The 17,678-nt window shown below is 58.7% G+C and carries 13 protein-coding genes; 6 read left to right on the top strand and 7 right to left on the bottom strand.

Going from position 1 to position 17,678, the window contains the following annotated elements; all coding sequences use genetic code 11:
- The 7 genes from NPX02_RS19860 to NPX02_RS19830 form a co-directional block, all read right to left on the bottom strand.
- Positions 1 to 337: hypothetical protein (locus NPX02_RS19860; RefSeq protein WP_335342609.1), on the bottom strand; the 337-nt coding region annotated here is incomplete at its 3' end.
- A 687-nt stretch (positions 338 to 1,024) separates the two neighbouring features.
- A complete protein-coding gene (gene gabT, locus NPX02_RS19855; protein WP_260295771.1) occupies positions 1,025 to 2,302 on the bottom strand; it encodes a 4-aminobutyrate--2-oxoglutarate transaminase in 1,278 nt (425 codons plus the stop codon).
- Positions 2,303 to 2,519: 217 nt separating this feature from the next.
- Positions 2,520 to 3,977 (bottom strand): NAD-dependent succinate-semialdehyde dehydrogenase, encoded by a 1,458-nt coding sequence (locus NPX02_RS19850; RefSeq protein ID WP_260295770.1) that lies wholly within the window; start codon positions 3,975 to 3,977, stop codon positions 2,520 to 2,522.
- A gap of 110 nt (positions 3,978 to 4,087) precedes the next feature.
- Complete coding sequence (locus tag NPX02_RS19845) at positions 4,088 to 4,939, bottom strand: ABC transporter permease (protein ID WP_260295769.1); 852 nt, start codon at positions 4,937 to 4,939, stop codon at positions 4,088 to 4,090.
- Between the two features lie 13 nt (positions 4,940 to 4,952).
- Positions 4,953 to 6,233: an ABC transporter permease gene (locus NPX02_RS19840; protein ID WP_260295772.1), complete on the bottom strand. Its 1,281-nt coding sequence runs from the start codon at positions 6,231 to 6,233 to the stop codon at positions 4,953 to 4,955.
- Positions 6,234 to 6,316: 83 nt separating this feature from the next.
- Positions 6,317 to 7,384 (bottom strand): ABC transporter substrate-binding protein, encoded by a 1,068-nt coding sequence (locus NPX02_RS19835; protein ID WP_260295768.1) that lies wholly within the window; start codon positions 7,382 to 7,384, stop codon positions 6,317 to 6,319.
- Positions 7,385 to 7,443: 59 nt separating this feature from the next.
- Positions 7,444 to 8,535: an ABC transporter ATP-binding protein gene (locus tag NPX02_RS19830; protein WP_260295767.1), complete on the bottom strand. Its 1,092-nt coding sequence runs from the start codon at positions 8,533 to 8,535 to the stop codon at positions 7,444 to 7,446.
- Positions 8,536 to 8,896: 361 nt separating this feature from the next.
- On the opposite strand from NPX02_RS19830, the gene NPX02_RS19825 reads away from it, so the two are divergent.
- The 6 genes from NPX02_RS19825 to NPX02_RS19800 form a co-directional block, all read left to right on the top strand.
- Positions 8,897 to 9,478: a cupin domain-containing protein gene (locus tag NPX02_RS19825; protein ID WP_260295766.1), complete on the top strand. Its 582-nt coding sequence runs from the start codon at positions 8,897 to 8,899 to the stop codon at positions 9,476 to 9,478.
- Between the two features lie 283 nt (positions 9,479 to 9,761).
- A complete protein-coding gene (locus NPX02_RS19820; RefSeq protein WP_260295765.1) occupies positions 9,762 to 11,381 on the top strand; it encodes an ABC-F family ATPase in 1,620 nt (539 codons plus the stop codon).
- Positions 11,382 to 11,649: 268 nt separating this feature from the next.
- Complete coding sequence (locus tag NPX02_RS19815; RefSeq protein WP_260295764.1) at positions 11,650 to 13,365, top strand: putative bifunctional diguanylate cyclase/phosphodiesterase; 1,716 nt, start codon at positions 11,650 to 11,652, stop codon at positions 13,363 to 13,365.
- Between the two features lie 222 nt (positions 13,366 to 13,587).
- Positions 13,588 to 13,725 carry a hypothetical protein gene (locus NPX02_RS19810; RefSeq protein ID WP_260295763.1) on the top strand — a complete coding sequence of 46 codons (138 nt, stop codon included), beginning with the start codon at positions 13,588 to 13,590 and terminating at the stop codon, positions 13,723 to 13,725.
- 78 nt (positions 13,726 to 13,803) lie between these two features.
- A complete protein-coding gene (locus tag NPX02_RS19805; protein ID WP_260295762.1) occupies positions 13,804 to 16,575 on the top strand; it encodes a class I SAM-dependent DNA methyltransferase in 2,772 nt (923 codons plus the stop codon).
- A partial coding sequence (locus NPX02_RS19800; RefSeq protein ID WP_260295761.1) for a restriction endonuclease subunit S occupies positions 16,568 to 17,678 on the top strand: 1,111 nt, incomplete at its 3' end. The genes NPX02_RS19805 and NPX02_RS19800, both read left to right, overlap by 8 nt.

The following is a 17,678-nucleotide window of genomic DNA, read 5'->3' as shown; positions in this document are numbered from 1 at the left end:
GATAATTAAAAGCGTGCAGACCGAGTCTTTGTGGCGCGGCGACCAGTGCGGATAGATTGGCCAGTACGCCCATGCTGGTAGCGCCGGTGGTAATAAACACACTACTGCCAGGGTTTGGAATTTGTGAACCGTTGGGAATGATCACTTCCCCCATTTCCTGTAGTACCTGCTCTATGCCAATGCCCTGCTGGGGAAGATCGATATCCAGTGCTGTGCGCCATGCGTCAGCATGTTTCATGGGGTCGTCATGTTGAAAGCGCATGTATTGATCAAGATAGCCCCCCAACTGTTGCAGTCGAGGTGAAATGTTGTCAAATTCTGCGAGTTCTTTTTTCATCGGCCATTACCATTAAAATAGATATGCAGTCATGATCTTCCCTCCGGTGGTGTTGATTGCATGGTGAAATGATAAAGCGGTGGTATCGCAATCGCTTGAAGCCGGAATGGCGGTATTCTGATGAATTTGTGAATTTTCAAACCCGGATTGAAGAGGTCAGGGATGAATGGCGTTTGGTTAAGCGCACCTATATGAATTAACTACACGAAGGAACGATCCAGTGGTGGGCTGCAAAGCGCCAGGGCCACCACCTGCCAAAGGAGTCGATTTTCATGCCTGCAACCCGTACCGCTCGCCATCGGCAACACGGCCGCATCAATGCTTATCGGGCCGGCTCTGACCCCCCAGCACGATAACTACTCACGGGTGATTGGTCTGCCTTGCCGGCCTCACGCGATGGCTTGTCTCCTCGAATCCGGCCCCATTTTCAGCGCCTGCCCAAGCCGCTCCCGGCCATCCCTGGCCTCCGCGGCATAAGTCCATCCCTGGACAAAACTCGCTTCGCTCAAACAAGGTCAGGCTTGAATCTGAAAAAGGGGCCGGATTCGAGGCGCCATCAAGATCGGCCAACAAGGCAGGCCAATCACTTACCGACCGGGTGGGTAGTTACGCTGATTCTTCAGCCAGGATCCGCCCCGCCCTGTGATTACTTGGGGTGTGCCACAAATAGACTGGTTTTGTCGGCATTCAAGTCCCTTCAGCGAGGCACTCGGCGAGGATTTCCATGCCCTTGTCGATCAACTCATCCGGGATGGTCAGGGGTGCCAGCACCCGGATGACATTGCTGCGTATCCCGCATGAGAGCAATATCAAGCCTTTCCCTGCAGCCTTGTTGACCAGTGATCGGGTCAACTCCATGTCCGGTTGCTCCGGGTCACCGTTCCGGACCAACTCGATAGCAACCATGGCGCCGCTGTTTCTGACCTGGCCGATCTGTTCGGCATAGCGATTTTGCAACTCTGCCAGATGGCTGACCATGCGCTCACCGATGATCCGGGCGCGGTCGACAAGCTGTTCCTCCTTAATGACATCGAGCACCGCCAGGGCGGCGGCGCATCCCAGGGGCGAACCGCCATAAGTCCCGCCCAATCCGCCCGGGTTGGGGGCATCCATGATCTCGGCCTTGCCGACCACGGCGGCGATGGGGAAGCCCCCGGCCATGCCCTTGGCCAGGGCGATCAGGTCGGGTTCGATGCCGTGATGTTCGGTGGCGAACATTTTTCCGGTGCGGGCGAAGCCGGTCTGGATTTCATCACAGATCAGCAGGATACCGTGTTGGTCGCAGAGCTGGCGCAGTTGCTTGAGAAAGCCGGCCGGTGCCGGATAGAACCCCCCTTCGCCCTGAACTGGCTCGATGATGATGGCGGCAACCCGGCTCGGTTCGATATCACTCTTGAACAGGGTGTCCAGTGCCCGCAGTGACTCCGCGGCAGTTACCCCGTGGTAGTCGATCGGGAAAGGCACATGGTAGATTTCGCCCGGGAAGGGGCCGAACCCCGCCTTGTAGGGTGCGATCTTGCCCGTCAGGCCCATGCACAGACTGGTACGGCCGTGAAATCCCCCGCTGAAGGCGATGACCCCGGGACGCCCGGTATAGGCCCGGGCGATCTTGACGGCATTTTCTACCGCCTCGGCCCCGGTGGTGACGAAGATCGACTTGGCCCGTTCGATCGGTACCAGTGCATTCAGCCGTTCGGCCAATTCCACCGCTGAGCCATAGGGGCTGACCATGACGCAGGTGTGGCTGAACTTGTCCAACTGAGCGTGCACCGCGGCAGTCACCTTGGGGTGACAGTGACCGGTGTTGACCACGGCGATGCCCGCCGCAAAATCGATATAGGATCTTCCCTCGATATCCCAGATCTCGGCATTCTTTGCCCGTTCGACATAGATGGGGGATTGGTTGCCCTGGCCGCGGGCAATTGCGTTCTCTTTGCGTTGTTGCAGTTTGCTATTGGTTGTCATTTATCGTGCCCTGAAAGGTGTTAATGTTTTTTGCCGAGCGTTAGGACCTGTCAAGAAATAAAGGTCACATCTTGCTGGTCTTTTCGTCCGCCTTCGGCGTTACGGCAAGACTTACATAGAACGACTATGCGCGCCTTGCCGCGCCTTGAAGGCAAACGGCCGCTTCAATAAAATCTGTGGCCGGCGCAATCTGTAACCTTTATTTCCTTCCAGGCCCTTATTTATCGAGTCCGCCCATACACAGGTATTTGATCTCGACAAAGTCATCGATGCCGTATTTGGAGCCTTCGCGCCCAAGACCCGACTCCTTCACACCGCCGAAGGGGGCCACTTCATTGGAGATGATCCCTTCGTTGACGCCGACCATGCCGTATTCCAGTGCCTCGCTGACGCGCCAGATGCGGCCGATATCCCGGCTGTAGAAATAGGCCGCCAGACCGACCTCGGTGTCGTTTGCCAGGCGGATCGCTTCGGCCTCGGTATGGAAACGGAATATCGGGGCCAGGGGGCCGAAGGTCTCTTCCCGCGCCACGGCCATGTCGGGGGTGACATCGGTAATGACGGTGGGCTCGAAGAAGGTCCCGCCCTGGGAATGTCGCTTGCCGCCACAGATCACGCGGGCGCCCTTACTGAGGGCATCCTGAATGTGCTCATCGACCTTCTTGACCGCGGCGTCATTGATCAGCGGACCCTGGGTAACCCCGTCCTCCATGCCGTTACCCACCCGCAGCTTGGCCACCGCGGCGGCGAGTTTTTCGGTGAAGGCCTCGTGTACCTCATCCTGGACCAGAAAACGGTTGACGCAGACACAGGTCTGCCCGGCATTGCGGTACTTGGAGGCCATCGCGCCGGCGACGGCGGCATCGAGATCGGCATCATTGAAGACGATAAAGGGTGCATTGCCCCCCAACTCCATCGAGACCTTCTTCATGGTGTCGGCGCAGGCCCGGGTCAGCAGCTTCCCGACCGCGGTGGAGCCGGTGAAGGAGAGCTTGCGGACGATTGGATTGGCGGTCATCTCCTCGCCAATGGGGGCGCCGGATTCCGCGGTGACTATATTAAAGACCCCTTTGGGAATCCCCGCGCGTTCGGCCAGCTCGGCCAACGCCAGGGCACATAGCGGGGTAAGCGCGGCTGGCTTGACCACCACCGGACAGCCGGCGGCCAGGGCCGGGGCGCATTTGCGGGTGATCATGGCGATCGGGAAGTTCCAGGGGGTGATTGCTGCCACGACCCCAATCGGCTGCTTGATCACGACAATGCGGCGATCGCTGAAGGGGGAGGGGATGACGTCACCGTAGACGCGTTTGGCCTCCTCGCCAAACCACTCGATAAAGGAGGCGCCATAGGCTACTTCACCCTTCGCCTCCGCTAGCGGTTTGCCCTGTTCGGCGGTCATCAGGCGGGCCAGGTCATCCTGATTCGACATGATCAGATCGAACCAGTTGCGGAGGATGATTGCCCGTTGCTTGGCGGTCTGTTGGCGCCAGGCAGGCCAGGCCGCTTCCGCCGCCGCAATGGCTCGCCGGGTCTCCACCGCCGACATGTCCGGTACGCTGCCAACGGTCTCACCGGTGGCGGGATTGGTGACCGTAAACACCTTGCCGCTATCGGCGGGACACCAGCTACCACCAATATAGGCCGCGCTCTTCAGCAGGGTTGGATCTTGCAGCATCTTGTACTCCTGTAGTTAGTTGCACCGTTGGACGACCACGGAGAGTGACCCGGAGCGATCGGCGTTGCCGAATCCGAACGGGGCTGCCTGGTCGTCGGTGGCGTAAAAAATTATCCGGGTGATTGGCCGCGCAGCCGTTCGCTACGCCGACGCAACAGTTCGATGGTGGTCAACATAAGTATGGAGAGACCAACCAGCAGGGTGGCGACCGCCAGAATCGTCGGACTGATCTGTTCCCGAATGCCTGACCACATCTGTCGCGGTATGGTGGTCTGCTCCGCGCCGGAGAGAAACAGCACCACCACCACCTCATCGAAGGAGGTACCGAAGGCGAACAGCGCGCCGGAAATCACTCCGGGCAGGATGAGCGGCATGATGACCTTGAAGAAGATGCGGCTGTGAGAGGCGCCGAGGCTCAGCCCGGCGCGGATCAGGCTGATGTCGAATCCCGACAGGGTGGCGGTGACCGTGATGACCACGAAAGGGGTACCCAGTACCGTATGGGCAAGTATCAGTCCCCAGAGATTGCCGGCCAATCCCAATCGGGCATAGAAAAAGTAGATCCCGGCCGCCGTGATGATCAACGGGACAATCATCGGGGAGATGAGGAGGCCCATAATTGTGCCACGGTAGGGCATGTGCTGGCGGGACAGGCCCAGGGCGGCGAGGGTACCCAGGACGGTGGCCAGACAGGTGGACGCCACGCCGATGTAGATGCTGTTCTTGACCGCCAGGAGCCACATTTTGTTGGAAAAGAAATCCTCATACCACCTCAGCGAGTAGGCCTCGGAATCGAGCGACAACATCCCCTGTGTAAAACTGAAATAGGGCTCTGCATTGAACGACAGTGGCACGATGACCAGAATGGGGGCCATTAAAAACAGCAGTACCAGACCGCAAATGAACCAAAAGGTATAGTGCCAGGCCCGCTGAAATGGGGTTGCATAGATAGGCAGTGCCATGGTGTTGATCCCTTTAACCCAGTTTGAGTTTGTCGATGCCGATGATGCGGTTAAAAAGCCAGTACAGGATCAGGACGATGATCAGTAAGATAACCGCCAGGGCGGCTGCCAGGCCCCAGTTCAGGCTCTGCTGCATATGGTAGGCAATGAAGTTGCTGATCATCTGACCGGTTCGGCCGCCGACCAGGGCCGGGGTGATGTAGTAACCTATCGCCAGAATAAAAACCAACAGTGATCCCGCGGCAATACCCGGTTTGGTTTGCGGCAGGTAGACCCGGATGAAGGCGGTGAATGGCGAGGCGCCCAGCGAGGTGGCGGCACGCATGAAACTGGGGTCGATGGACTTCATGACGCTGAACAGCGGCAGTATCATGAAGGGCAACAGGATGTGGGTCATGGCGACGACGGTGCCGAACATGTTGTACATCATGTCGAGTCGGTTCCCCTCGTTCAATATGCCCAGCCAGACCAGGAGGTCGTTGACGATGCCGTGGGTCTGCAATAGCGCGATCCAACTGGTGGTGCGCACCAGAAGCGAGGTCCAGAACGGCAACAGGACGCAAATCATCAGCAGATTGGCCTTTGCCGTGGGCAAGACAGAGAGCAGGTAGGCCACGGGAAAACCGAGGATAAAGCAACTCAGGGTTACGCCAAGGCTGATGGCGAATGTCTTGATGAAATTATCCACATAGATGGCGCGTTCCGGCGGTTTGCGGACTACTTCGCCCTTGGCATCATAGGCAAGATCCAGTGAACTGAGGTAAAAGGTCGCAGTGACGCTCGGCAGTACCCGCTTGATGGCACTCCAGGTCGCCAGTTCGCCCCACCGCTGATCGATTTGAACCAGTCGCTGTTTCCAGGATTCGTCGCTGGACTCCATTTGGGCCAGCTTGCGGGCGGATTTGGTCAGCAGGCTACGGATGCCGCTGAGTTCGAAATTAAGGCGTGTGGCAATTTTTCCCAGGGTACGCTCTTTTTGGGCCGTCTGGATATCCCTTGCCAGGGCGGCATAGATGGCCTCGTCCGGGAGGGTGGACTGATCCCAATCCAGCAGCCGGGTCGCCGTATCCGGCATAAGTTCCGCCACCGGACCATTGTCCGTACTGCGCAACATCATATCGGCGAGCGGAAAAATAAACATAATGCCGATAAACAGCAGCAGGGGGAGAACCAGGAGCAGCGCCTTGGCCTTTTCCAGTCGGGTTGAGCGTGCCAGCTGCGCCCGCAAGGCCTTCCCCTCGAATTCCCGGGCATCGGCGGTGAGCGGATTTAGGGTATCGGTCCGGGCCACCATCTCGTTCACGGCTCATCTCCTGCAGGGTTGTGGTCAAGTCCGGCGGTACCCGGGGGTACCGCCGGTGCCAAGGATGTTGCTGTTTAGTTGGCAAGCCAGGCGGTAAACCGCTCATTCAGCTCGTCTTCGTAGTCGGCCCAGAATTCGGCATCGGCTGCCAGGGCATTGGTCAGGTTGACGGGGGCCGTTGGGATATGTTTTTTCATTGACTCATCCACCATGGCCGCGGCGGTTTTGCGGGGCGGTCCATAGGAGATGTACATGGACTGTCTGGCCAACTGTTCCGGCGCGGTGGCAAATACCAAAAACTCTTGGGCTCTCGCCTTGTTCGGCGCACCGGTAGGGATGGCCCAGTAATCGATATCCATGACCTGGCCGTCCCAGACGATCACAAACGATTTACTTTCATTTTCAACGGCATTGTAAATACGACCATTATAGGCAGTGGTCATGACCACCTCGCCATCGGCCAGGAGCTGCGGCGCCTGGGCCCCTGATTTCCACCAAACCAGCTGATCCTTGATCTGGGCGAGTTTGTTGAATGCGCGAGTCTGTCCTTCCGCAGTAGACAACACTTTATAGACATCGGCAGCCGCTACCCCGTCCGCCATCAGTGCCATCTCCAGATTAACCTTGGGGGAGCGTTTCATCCCGCGCTTGCCTGGATATTTGTTAGTATCGAAAAAGTCGGCTATGGAGTGGGGCGCCGTAGCTAATTTGGTTTTGTCATAAGCAAAAACAGTTGACCAGACGATCGCCCCGATGCCGCATTTTTTTATCGCCGTTGGCATGAAGTCATCGGCCGCGGCGGAGCCGTCGGTGCCGGGCTCCAGATCATTGACATCCACGGTATCGATCAGTCCTTCATCACAGGCGCGTATGACATCGGAAGTTTCGAGGTCAACCACATCCCAGGTGACGCTTCCGGACTCCACCTGGGCACGCAGTTTGCCCAACCCGCCATTGTAGTCCTCGGACAGAATCTGCACCCCGGTCTTCTCCATGAATGGTTCATGGGAGCCCTTCTTCTGGGCATTGGTGTAGGCGCCCCCGAAGGAGACGACCGTGATACGTTCAGCCGCTGCAGCAATCGATATCGTGCAACTGAGGCCGAGGGCCATCACTGAAGTGAAACGGATCAATTTTCGCATTTCTCATCCTCGCTTATTGATATTGTCTGCCGACCAGGCAGGGTTATGCCGTTTATGATTCATGCATTAAATGCACGGCAATCGCGTCCAGCCCATCCGATCCGAAAATCACTGCCAGGTTTGAGAACCGGATGCTGTTCCGAATTCGGAATCTTGATAATGAATTGATGGCGCTGACCAAAGTTGACGCTGCAGCGAATATGGTCACCGAGATAGGTGACCCCTTCTGCGCGAACCTTAAAAATATTGGGTAACGAACCCTCTTCCGGATCAATGACCACCCGCTCCGGTCGCAGGGAGAGAATGGCGCGCGAGCCGTGACCGGTGATATTGATGGGCAGTGCCCGGATGCTGCAGTCACCGTCATCCAGGGTCACGATGCAACGGTCATTGTCCAGGGATTTCACGGTGCCGGAGAAACGGTTGTTTTCACCGATAAAGCTGGCGACAAAGGCATTTTCCGGTTCTTCATAGAGTGTGGCGGGCGAGGCCAACTGCTGCACGATGCCATCATTGAATACGGCGATCCGATCGGACATGGTCAACGCCTCGGACTGGTCGTGGGTTACATACACCATGGTGACGCCCAGGCTTTCGTGGATGCGTTTGATCTCGTATTGCATCTGCTCACGCAGATTCTTGTCGAGGGCGCCCAGCGGTTCATCCATGAGTACCAGCTTTGGCTCGAACACCAAAGCCCGGGCCAGCGCAACACGCTGTTTTTGCCCCCCTGAAAGCTGGGCGGGGCGTCGGTTCGCCAGTGCCCCAAGCTCCACCATCTCCAGGGCATTGCCTATTTTCTGCTTGATGGCGCTCTTGCCCAGCTTGCGCACTTCCAATGGGAAGGCCAGGTTCTCCGCCACCGTCATGTGGGGGAAGAGGGCGTAGTATTGAAACACCATGCCAATGCCGCGCTTCTGTGGCGGGACCTTATTGATGGGCTGTCCATCCAGCAGAATGTCGCCGTAGGTTGCCGTCTCAAAGCCGGCCAGCATCATCAGGCAGGTGGTCTTGCCCGAACCTGACGGTCCCAGCATGGTGACAAATTCCCCCCGGGTAATGGAGAGATTGAAGTCCTTCACCACCAGGGTTTTGCCGTCATAGCTTTTCTGGACATTACGAAATTCGACGAAAGATGAATTCTGATTCATGACATTACTATTTCGGTCAGTTGGTTAAAGGGGTGCCACCGGGCAGATTCTCTGCCGTCTTGTATTCCATTTGCCGGCTCAGTTTTAACGATCGCACCGGGGTGAGATCCGTGGCCTGTAAAGTGGAGAGGCGAATACCGCCCCCACGATCCGTATGTTTATTATTATGATCAACTCGTGTAGATAATTACACTACAACCGTTCAAAATATAAATCAAGTGATTAGTATACCGGTACGAAATTCCTGTAAACAGATCATTATTTAAGGAATGTTTAACATAAGACACTATTTGGTTGATATTCTGATCGCAGTATAGTTAACTATTCTAAACAGTTAGTCAGTAGGTCAGATGAGCAAGAGATGAGTATTGACATAGGTAAGCGACTTAAAGAGATCCGAAAATCCCGTGGTCTGTCACAACGCCAGTTGGCCAGTCGAAGTGGCGTCACCAACGGTTCCATATCGATGATTGAAATGAACCGCACCAGCCCATCGGTTGCATCCCTGAAAAAGGTGCTTGAAGGGATCCCGATGTCCCTATCGGAATTTTTCAGTGTTGAAGAACAGGAAGAGGAGCAGTACTTCTTCACCAAGGGGGAACTGAAGGAACTGAGTCCGGCCGTCCTCAGCACCATCGGCGTCACAGGCAATATCGATCAGGTCTCCCTGAAGCAGGTCGGGGATGCCTCACGGCATTCACTGCAGATTCTCTACGAGTGTTACCCGCCCGGTGCCGATACCGGCAAGGACATGATCACTCATGAGGCGGAAGAGGGGGGGATTGTCGTATCCGGTGAGATCGAGGTGACGGTGGACAGTCGGGTTCAGATTCTGCAGGCGGGTGATTCCTACCTGTTCGACAGCCGCCTGAAACACCGTTTTCGCAATATCGGCAGTGAGGATTGCATTATTATCAGCGCCTGCACGCCCCCCTCTTTCTAACGGTGGCGAGGAGCGGATTGGTGAGGCCTACGGTCCGCCGCTTTTTCTGAAGTAAAAGCCTGCCCTGATCTCGTCGCGCCTGATGTGGCTCCGCCGTGTTCGGTCTGCCGCTACCCGGACTTGAATACGCCGGGGCTTTTCTCTACTATAGCCCACCATTTGCGCCCGGACCGCTGTCCGGCGCGCTGCCTGTAGGCAACTGTTTTCGGATACGCCTCCCTCTTTTGTTCCCGGTTTCGTCGGCCGCTGGCCGCCGAGCCCCTCTATTTGATCGGAATTTGATGTGATTACCACTGCTAATATCACCATGCAATTCGGCGCCAAGCCGCTGTTTGAGAACATCTCGGTAAAGTTCGGCAACGGCAACCGCTACGGCCTGATCGGCGCCAATGGCTGCGGCAAGTCGACCCTGATGAAGATCCTCGGCGGCGAGCTGGAGCCCTCGGCCGGCCACGTCAAGGTGGATGTGAACGAGCGGGTGGGCAAGCTGCGCCAGGATCAGTTCGCCTTCGAGGATTACTCGGTGATCGACACGGTGATCATGGGCTATGCCGAGCTGTGGGCGGTGAAGCAGGAGCGGGACCGGATCTATTCGCTGCCGGAGATGAGCGAGGCCGACGGCATGAAGGTGGCCGAGCTGGAGGTGGAGTTCGCCGAGCTCGACGGCTACAGCGCCGAGGCGCGCGCCGGTGAATTGCTGCTGGGGCTGGAGATCCCCGAGTCCCAGCACTTCGGCCTGATGCGCGAAGTGGCACCGGGCTGGAAGCTGCGCGTGCTGCTGGCCCAGGCGCTGTTCGCCGATCCCGATATCATGCTGCTGGACGAGCCGACCAACAACCTGGATATCAACACCATCCGCTGGCTGGAGGGGGTACTGAACCAGCGCAACAGCACCATGGTGATCATCTCCCATGATCGGCACTTTCTGAACAGTGTCTGTACCCACATGGCCGATCTCGATTATGGCGAGCTGCGTATCTACCCCGGCAGTTATGATGACTACATGACCGCCTCCACCCAGGTGCGCGAACGGCTGCTGGCCGACAACGCCAAGAAGAAGGCGCAGATCTCCGAACTGCAGACCTTTGTCAGCCGCTTCAGCGCCAACGCCTCCAAGGCCAAGCAGGCCACTTCCCGGGCACGCCAGATCGACAAGATCAAACTGGATGAGGTGAAACCGTCCAGCCGGGTCAGTCCCTATATCCGCTTCGACCAGACCAAGAAGCTCTATCGTCTGGCGCTGGAGGTCGAGGGGCTGGGCAAGGGCTATGGCGGCGACCCCCTGTTTGACAAACTCGACCTGCAGATCGAGGTGGGCGAGCGGGTGGCCATTATCGGCGCCAGCGGCATCGGCAAGACCACCCTGCTGCGTACCCTGGTGGGGGATCTGCAAGCCGACTGCGGTGCCGTGCGCTGGTCGGAAAACGCCAACATCGGCTATTTCGCCCAGGACCACACCGCCGACTTTGCCGAGGATCTGGACCTGTTCGCCTGGATGGCGCAGTGGGGCCAGAACGGCGATGACGAGCAGGTGATCCGCGGCACCCTGGGACGCATGCTGTTCTCCCAGCACGAGATCAAGAAGTCGGTGAAGGTGATCTCCGGTGGCGAGCAGGGGCGCATGCTGTTTGGCAAGCTGATGCTGCAGCGGCCCAATATCCTGCTCATGGATGAACCGACCAATCACCTGGACATGGAGTCCATCGAATCCCTCAACCTGGCACTGGAGAACTATCCCGGTACCCTGTTCTTCGTCAGCCACGATCGTGAATTCATCTCCTCCCTGGCCACCCGTATTATCGAAATCACCCCGACAGGCGTGGTCGATTTCCGGGGCAGCTACGACGAGTACCTGCGCAGTCAGGGCATCGAAGAGCTCAACCGGCAGCGTGCGGCGGGTTGATCCGCCCAGCGCCCGCCGCCGGCGCTGTTCGGTGGAGGAAACTCCCCATTGGTATTTGAATTCTCAGCAAGTCTGCTAGGATGTATTTATATTCCCGCAATGGGAAACATCCTCCTCCAGGCATTCTGAAGCCACACGACCTGGGATGGTCAGGATGCCAGCCATTTGAGTTACCGGCAGGGGATTCGGCCTTGCCGTAACGAGGGAATTCCTCGACGCGGCGCCTTGTCCGCTTCTCGAGTGAAACGCGACAAGGAGGAGAAACGAGATGGACGAAGCCGCGCCCATCCCCGAGCAACCGGATAACCGGGCCGAACAAAGCCTCGTCTGGCTAACCACTCATTGGGCGTTCTGGCGTCCGACCCCGTTGCGTCACCTGCTGGCCGCGCTGGTGTTGGCCCTGCTGGTGGGCGGAGTCACCGCGTTGGTCTATCTGACTGGAGGGATCCAGTATGTCTACTCCCACTCCATGTACCTTCCTATCGTACTGGCCGCGCTGTTGTTTGGCTGGCGGGGCGGGTTGGCGCTGGCCCTGGTGGGTGGCGTCGCTCTCGGCCCCTTCATGCCGATCGATGTTGACGCGGGGCAGATGCAGTCACCGCTTAACTGGATCTACCGCGCCCTGCTGTTCAGCCTGATCGGCGTGGCCCTCGGCCTGGGGGTGGGCTACCTGAAAAAACAGCTCCATATGGCCAGGTGGCTGGCCTTCCACGAGCCGCTCACCGGCCTGCCAAACCGTCTGCAGCTGGAACAGGGCCTGCTCACCTTTGCCGGCACGGACATGGGTTCGCCCGCCCTGATCCTGATTCAGCTCAGAAATATCGAGATGATCGGCCGCAACTTCGGCTACCAGACTATGGACGAGGTGATCAAGGCCGCCTATCACCGGATCAAGGTGCAGTTGCCGGAGGGTTGTAGTGCCTACCTGTTCTGGTCGGACCAGATCGCCGCCATACTCCCCGACAATCTGTTGCAGGACGATGCGGAATTGCCGGAAAGGATTGCCGGCTCGCTGCGCACCCCGGTGACCGTCAGCGGATTGGCGATGCACCTGGAGGTGCAGATGGGGATTGTGCGCGGCGGTGTCATCGAACAGTCGCCGATGGGACTCCTGCAACACGCCTCGGCGGCCCTGGAAACGGGTTTGAAGGAAGGGCGGGAGCTGTCGCTGTTCATCCCCGGGGCGGCCGATGCGGAGCGAGAGGTGCTGGGTCTGCTGGGGCAGTTGCGTGAGGCCATCCGCGAGGGGCAACTGCAACTCCACTACCAGCCCAAGGTTGAGCTGGCCAGCGGGCGGGTAATCGGCGCCGAGGCGCTGGTACGCTGGCGGCATCCGCAGCGCGGCCTGATTCCGCCAGGGCTGTTTCTTCCCGCCGCGGAAGAGACCAGCCTGATACATCCGCTGACCGAGTGGGTTATCGGCCAGGCACTGTCCGATCAGGTGAGGTTGCGTGAGTGCGGATTGGACCTGATCGTGGCCGTCAATGTATCGCCACGCAATCTGCAGTCAAAGGGCTTCGAACGCTATCTCAGGGGGCAGCTGGCAATGCCGTCCGTACGTCCGGAGATGATTGAGCTGGAGGTGACCGAGTCCGCCTTTATGGGCAACATTGAAGAGGCCATCCTACTACTGGAACGGGTTAGGGAACTGGGGGTGAAGATCGCGGTGGATGACTTCGGTACCGGCCACTCCTCGCTGGCCTACCTGCATCGCCTGCCGTTGGACACCATTAAGATCGACCAGGCCTTTGTGCGCGATCTGGGCAGTCATGACGGTAGCCTGGCAGTGGTGCGTGCCGCGGTGATGATCTGCGAAGCCCTGGGCTATAAATCCGTGGCCGAAGGCATCGAGACGGAGGCAGCGCTGCTGGAGCTCAGGGAGAGTGGTGTCCAGGTGGGGCAGGGATACTATTATTCCCGGCCGCTGCCGTTCGATGATTTCGTCGCCTGGGTCGAGCGGGATCTCACGCGCTCCGCCATCTGATAAGCCAGATGGAAATTTGGGGTACGCCGGGACAAGTGTGCATGGAGAATGCCCCGCGCCCGACGCGCTCCTCGGGTCCCGGCAGGGACTTGATAGCATCCACCACCCACAGTCGCAAAATTCAGTTATTTCAATCGGTAAGCCGTCAGCCTTATCTAAGGTATACTGCCCAGGTTAGGGAGCGCCCTTGGCATGGGAGCAGTATTCGAAAGAGGGTCGAGCATGGCGATGTATCAGATCCTTAACGACGATTTCCAAATGGTGGAGGAGCCGATCTTTGCCGAGCGCGGCCTCCGGGAGCGCTCCGATCTGCAGCGCCTGCTGAAGAAACTGATAGCGGGTAGCCCCTCCAGGGACTGAAGTACCCGGTAAGCGGATTGAGGCGCCTTGTATTCCTAATACAAACTCACTAAACGAAACAAGAAGATTGAACTGCGAATGAAACTGAAGTTAACCCTCTCCCGGCTGGAAAACCTGCTCCTGACCGCCTGCGACGACCTGCGCGGCAGCATGGATGCCAGCGAATACAAGGAATACATCTTCGGCATGCTGTTCCTCAAGCGGGCCAGCGACCTGTTCGACCAGCGCCGGGCGGAGCTGCGCAAGCAGTTTAAGGCCAAGGGCATGTCGGATGCCGACATCGAAACCGAGCTCAACGACCCGGACCACTACTCCGGCAAGTACTTCTTCGTGCCGTCCCGCGCCCGCTGGAATACCGGCTGGGAAGAGGAGGTGCCGGTAAAGAACGAAAAGGGCGAAGTGGTCAAGGATAAGACGGGGAACATCCAGACCGAGATCGTCCAGCGCCCCGCCCTCAAGCACGTCAAGGAAAATGTCGGCACCGCCCTGAACAAGGCGCTGGAGGCCATCGAGGACGCCAACCCCGACGCGCTGCAGGACGTACTCAAGGGGATCAACTTCAACAAAAAGGTCGGCCAGCGCACCCTCGACGACGACACCCTGGCCGACTTCGTGCAGAACTTCGAGAAGATCCCCCTGCACGACGACGACTTCGAGTTCCCCGACCTGCTCGGCGCCGCCTACGAGTGGCTGATCAAATATTTCGCCGACTCCGCCGGCAAGAAGGCCGGGGAGTTCTACACCCCCGCCGAAGTGGTGCGTCTCTGCGTCGAGATCTGCGACCCGGAAGAGGGCATGAGCGTCTACGACCCCACCGTCGGCTCCGGCGGCATGCTCATCCAGATGCGCGACTACCTGCGCGAGAAGGGCGGCGATGCCAACGAGCTGGCCCTCTACGGCCAGGAGAAGATGGGCACCACCTGGTCCATCTGCAAGATGAACATGCTGCTGCACGGCATCTCCCATGCCGACATCCGCCAGGAAGACACCATTCGCGAACCGGCGCACCTGGACGAGGGCAACGAGCTGAAGCGCTTCGACCGGGTGGTGGCCAATCCCCCCTTCAGCCAGAACTACATCAAGAAGGAGCTGAAATTCCCCGGCCGCTTCCCGGTGATGATGCCGGAGAAGGGCAAGAAGGCTGACCTGATGTTCGTCCAGCACATGCTCGCCGTGCTCAAGCACGACGGCCGCCTGGCCACAGTGATGCCCCACGGCGTGCTGTTCCGCGGCGGCGAGGAGCGTGAGGCGCGCAAATACTTCATCGAGCACGGCTACCTGGAGGCGGTGATCGGCCTGCCCGCCAACCTTTTCTACGGCACCGGCATCCCCGCCGCCATCCTGGTGCTGAACAAGGCGGGCGCCGCCGAGCGCAGGCAGGTGCTGTTCATCAACGCCGACCGCGAATACCGCGAAGGCAAGGCCCAGAACCACCTGCGCCCGGAGGACATCGACAAGATCATCCACGCCTACCGCCAGGGCGGGGAGCTGCCCGGCTATGCCCGCCCGGTGCCCGTCGCCGAGATCGCCGCCGAGGAGTACAACTGCAACATCCGCCGCTACGTGGACAACGCCCCGCCGCCGGAGCCCCACGACGTGCGCGCCCACCTCCACGGCGGCGTGCCCAGGGTGGAGGTGGAGAGCCTGGCCCACTTCTGGGAGAACTACGCCGGGCTGAAAGACGATCTCTTCGTTGCACGCGACGCCACCTACTTAGACTTCGCCCCTGCGCTCGCCCACAAGCGCGACATCGCCAAGTTTGTCGCCGAACACCCCGGCGTCACCGCCCGCCATAAAGCGTTCATGCAGACCCTGGAGGCATGGTGGCAGGCCAACCTGCCCATCGTCGAGGCGCTGGCCCCCGACGCGAAGAATCAGGCGGACCGCCCGCGCAACGTCTACGCGATGCGCAGCAACCTGCTGGCCGGCATCGAACAGGCGCTCGGCCAACAGTACCTGCTCACCCCTTTCCAGGTGCGCGGCGCCTTCGCCAACTACGTGGACCGGCTCAAGGCCGATTTCAAGTCCATCGCCGCCAGCGGCTGGGGACCGGAGCTGATCCCCGATGAGGAGATCCTGCAAAGCCAGTTTCCAGGGGTGCTGCAGGAGCTGGAAACGGCGCAGCGCCGCCTGACCGACCTGCAGACTCTCTTTGCTGCCGCCGACGAGGAGGATTTCGAGGACGGCGACGACACCGGCGTGCTGCCCGGCGACGAGGTGAGGAGTAAGAAAGAGGAGTTGAGGGAGAGAACGGCGGAGTGGAAGGCCCGGCTCAAAGAGGTCAAGAACCTTGCTGCGGACCTCTTCACCGAAATGAAGGTGGCCGATCTGTTGCCGAAGGAAGCAAAGAAGGGCTACTACTGCAGCGAGGGCTTCACCGCCAGGGAACCGGAATTCGCCAACGGCCGGCGCATCCTCGACCTAGCCAACGAAGCGGGCCACAACAGCGACTACGCCGCCCCGCTGAACGATGCGATGGAGCAGGGTCGGCAGGCCTATGAGCGCGCAATGAACATTGCCGCCACCCTGGAGCGCCACAAGGCGCTGGAGGACGAGGCGAAAACCCTTAAGGCCACCATCAAGGGCATCGAGGGCAGGCGCGACGAGCTGGTGCAGAGCGCTCGCGAAAAGATCTCCGTGGACGAGGCGCGCACCGTGATCATCGCCCGCCTGCGCCAGACGCTCATGGAGACCTACCGCGCCTACCTGCGCGCCGACCAGCGCGCCTGCATCAAGGCCGTCGAGAACCTGTGGGGCAAGTATGCCGTCACCGCCAAGGCGATCGAGGCGGAGCGCGATGCGGCCTCACGGCAGTTGCAGGCGTTCTTGGCGGAGCTGGGTTATGCGTAACTGGGAAGACGTTGTGCTCGGCGACGTGGCATCGATTCAGATTGGCGGTACGCCATCCAGAGATGTTGATGCTTACTGGGCGACGGACTTTGATTCCGGCTTTCCCTGGGTTTCAATCGCTGACTTAAAAGGACGGGTCATCACAGAGACCAAGGAAAGAATCACTGAACGGGGTGTGGCGCACTCCAATGTGAAGCCGATAAGCGCCGGCACGTTGCTGATGAGTTTCAAGCTGAGCATCGGTCGTGCCGCTTTGGCTGGGATGGACCTGTATACAAATGAAGCAATTGCGGCAATTGTCCCGAAGGATAAGAGAGTTCATCCGGAACTGCTTTATTTTGTGCTTCCGCCGGTCGCCAAAAACGCCATAACAGATACGGCAGTAAAGGGCTCGACCCTAAACAAGTCGTCTTTGGGGAAGCTAACTTTCAGAGTGCCTCCCGATTACCAGCTCCAAGGGAAGATCGCGCGCATTCTTCAAACCGTCGACCGGGCCATCGAAAGCACCGAAGCGCTGATTGAAAAATACCAGCAGATCAAGGCGGGGCTGATGCACGACCTCTTTACCCGTGGCGTTGGCGCCGACGGCAAGCTGCGCCCTCGCCACGATCAGGCCCCGGAACTGTATCAGCAAACCCCGATTGGGTGGATTCCGAAGGAGTGGGCATATAAGCCTCTTGAGCAGGGTCTTAGTACTTCGCCAAAAAATGGCTTCAGCCCAAAGGAGGTCGATACCTGGCAAGACCTCTATGTTTTGGGATTGGGCTGTCTCACAAAATCCGGCTTCAGGCCAGTGCAACTAAAAAACGCGCCGAGGAGTGCACTCGGTAGTGGTGCGAAGCTGGAGGATGGCGACTTCCTGATCAGCAGGTCGAATACACAGGAGCTGGTTGGTTTATGTGGCATCTTCCGTAAAGTTGGTCACGATGCGATATACTCGGATCTTATGGTGAGGTTGAAGCTTAATCAGAACCTTGTGGGCAAGTTCTTAGAGAAATACCTGTTGTCGAAAGCTGTTCGCCAAAGAATTGCAGCGCTAGCAGTGGGCACATCTGGAAGTATGGTTAAGTTGAATGCTGCCAGCATCAAGGCGCTGAAGATTG

The sequence above is a fragment of the Sedimenticola hydrogenitrophicus genome (assembly GCF_025175675.1).
Taxonomy (GTDB): domain Bacteria; phylum Pseudomonadota; class Gammaproteobacteria; order Chromatiales; family Chromatiaceae; genus Sedimenticola; species Sedimenticola hydrogenitrophicus.
The sequence above is the reverse complement of the archived record's forward strand: the minus strand, read 5'-3'. Positions and strand labels throughout refer to the sequence as shown.

Excerpts from the sequence above, each read along its gene's own strand:
- NPX02_RS19845 (WP_260295769.1), bottom strand. The coding sequence starts at position 4,939 with ATGGCACTGCCTATCTATGCAACCCCATTTCAGCGGGCCTGGCACTAT.
- NPX02_RS19850 (WP_260295770.1), bottom strand. The coding sequence starts at position 3,977 with ATGCTGCAAGATCCAACCCTGCTGAAGAGCGCGGCCTATATTGGTGGT.
- NPX02_RS19810 (WP_260295763.1), top strand. The coding sequence starts at position 13,588 with ATGGCGATGTATCAGATCCTTAACGACGATTTCCAAATGGTGGAGGAG.
- NPX02_RS19825 (WP_260295766.1), top strand. The coding sequence starts at position 8,897 with ATGAGTATTGACATAGGTAAGCGACTTAAAGAGATCCGAAAATCCCGT.
- NPX02_RS19805 (WP_260295762.1), top strand. The coding sequence starts at position 13,804 with ATGAAACTGAAGTTAACCCTCTCCCGGCTGGAAAACCTGCTCCTGACC.
- NPX02_RS19840 (WP_260295772.1), bottom strand. The coding sequence starts at position 6,233 with ATGGTGGCCCGGACCGATACCCTAAATCCGCTCACCGCCGATGCCCGG.
- NPX02_RS19835 (WP_260295768.1), bottom strand. The coding sequence starts at position 7,384 with ATGCGAAAATTGATCCGTTTCACTTCAGTGATGGCCCTCGGCCTCAGT.
- NPX02_RS19830 (WP_260295767.1), bottom strand. The coding sequence starts at position 8,535 with ATGAATCAGAATTCATCTTTCGTCGAATTTCGTAATGTCCAGAAAAGC.
- NPX02_RS19815 (WP_260295764.1), top strand. The coding sequence starts at position 11,650 with ATGGACGAAGCCGCGCCCATCCCCGAGCAACCGGATAACCGGGCCGAA.
- gabT (WP_260295771.1), bottom strand. The coding sequence starts at position 2,302 with ATGACAACCAATAGCAAACTGCAACAACGCAAAGAGAACGCAATTGCC.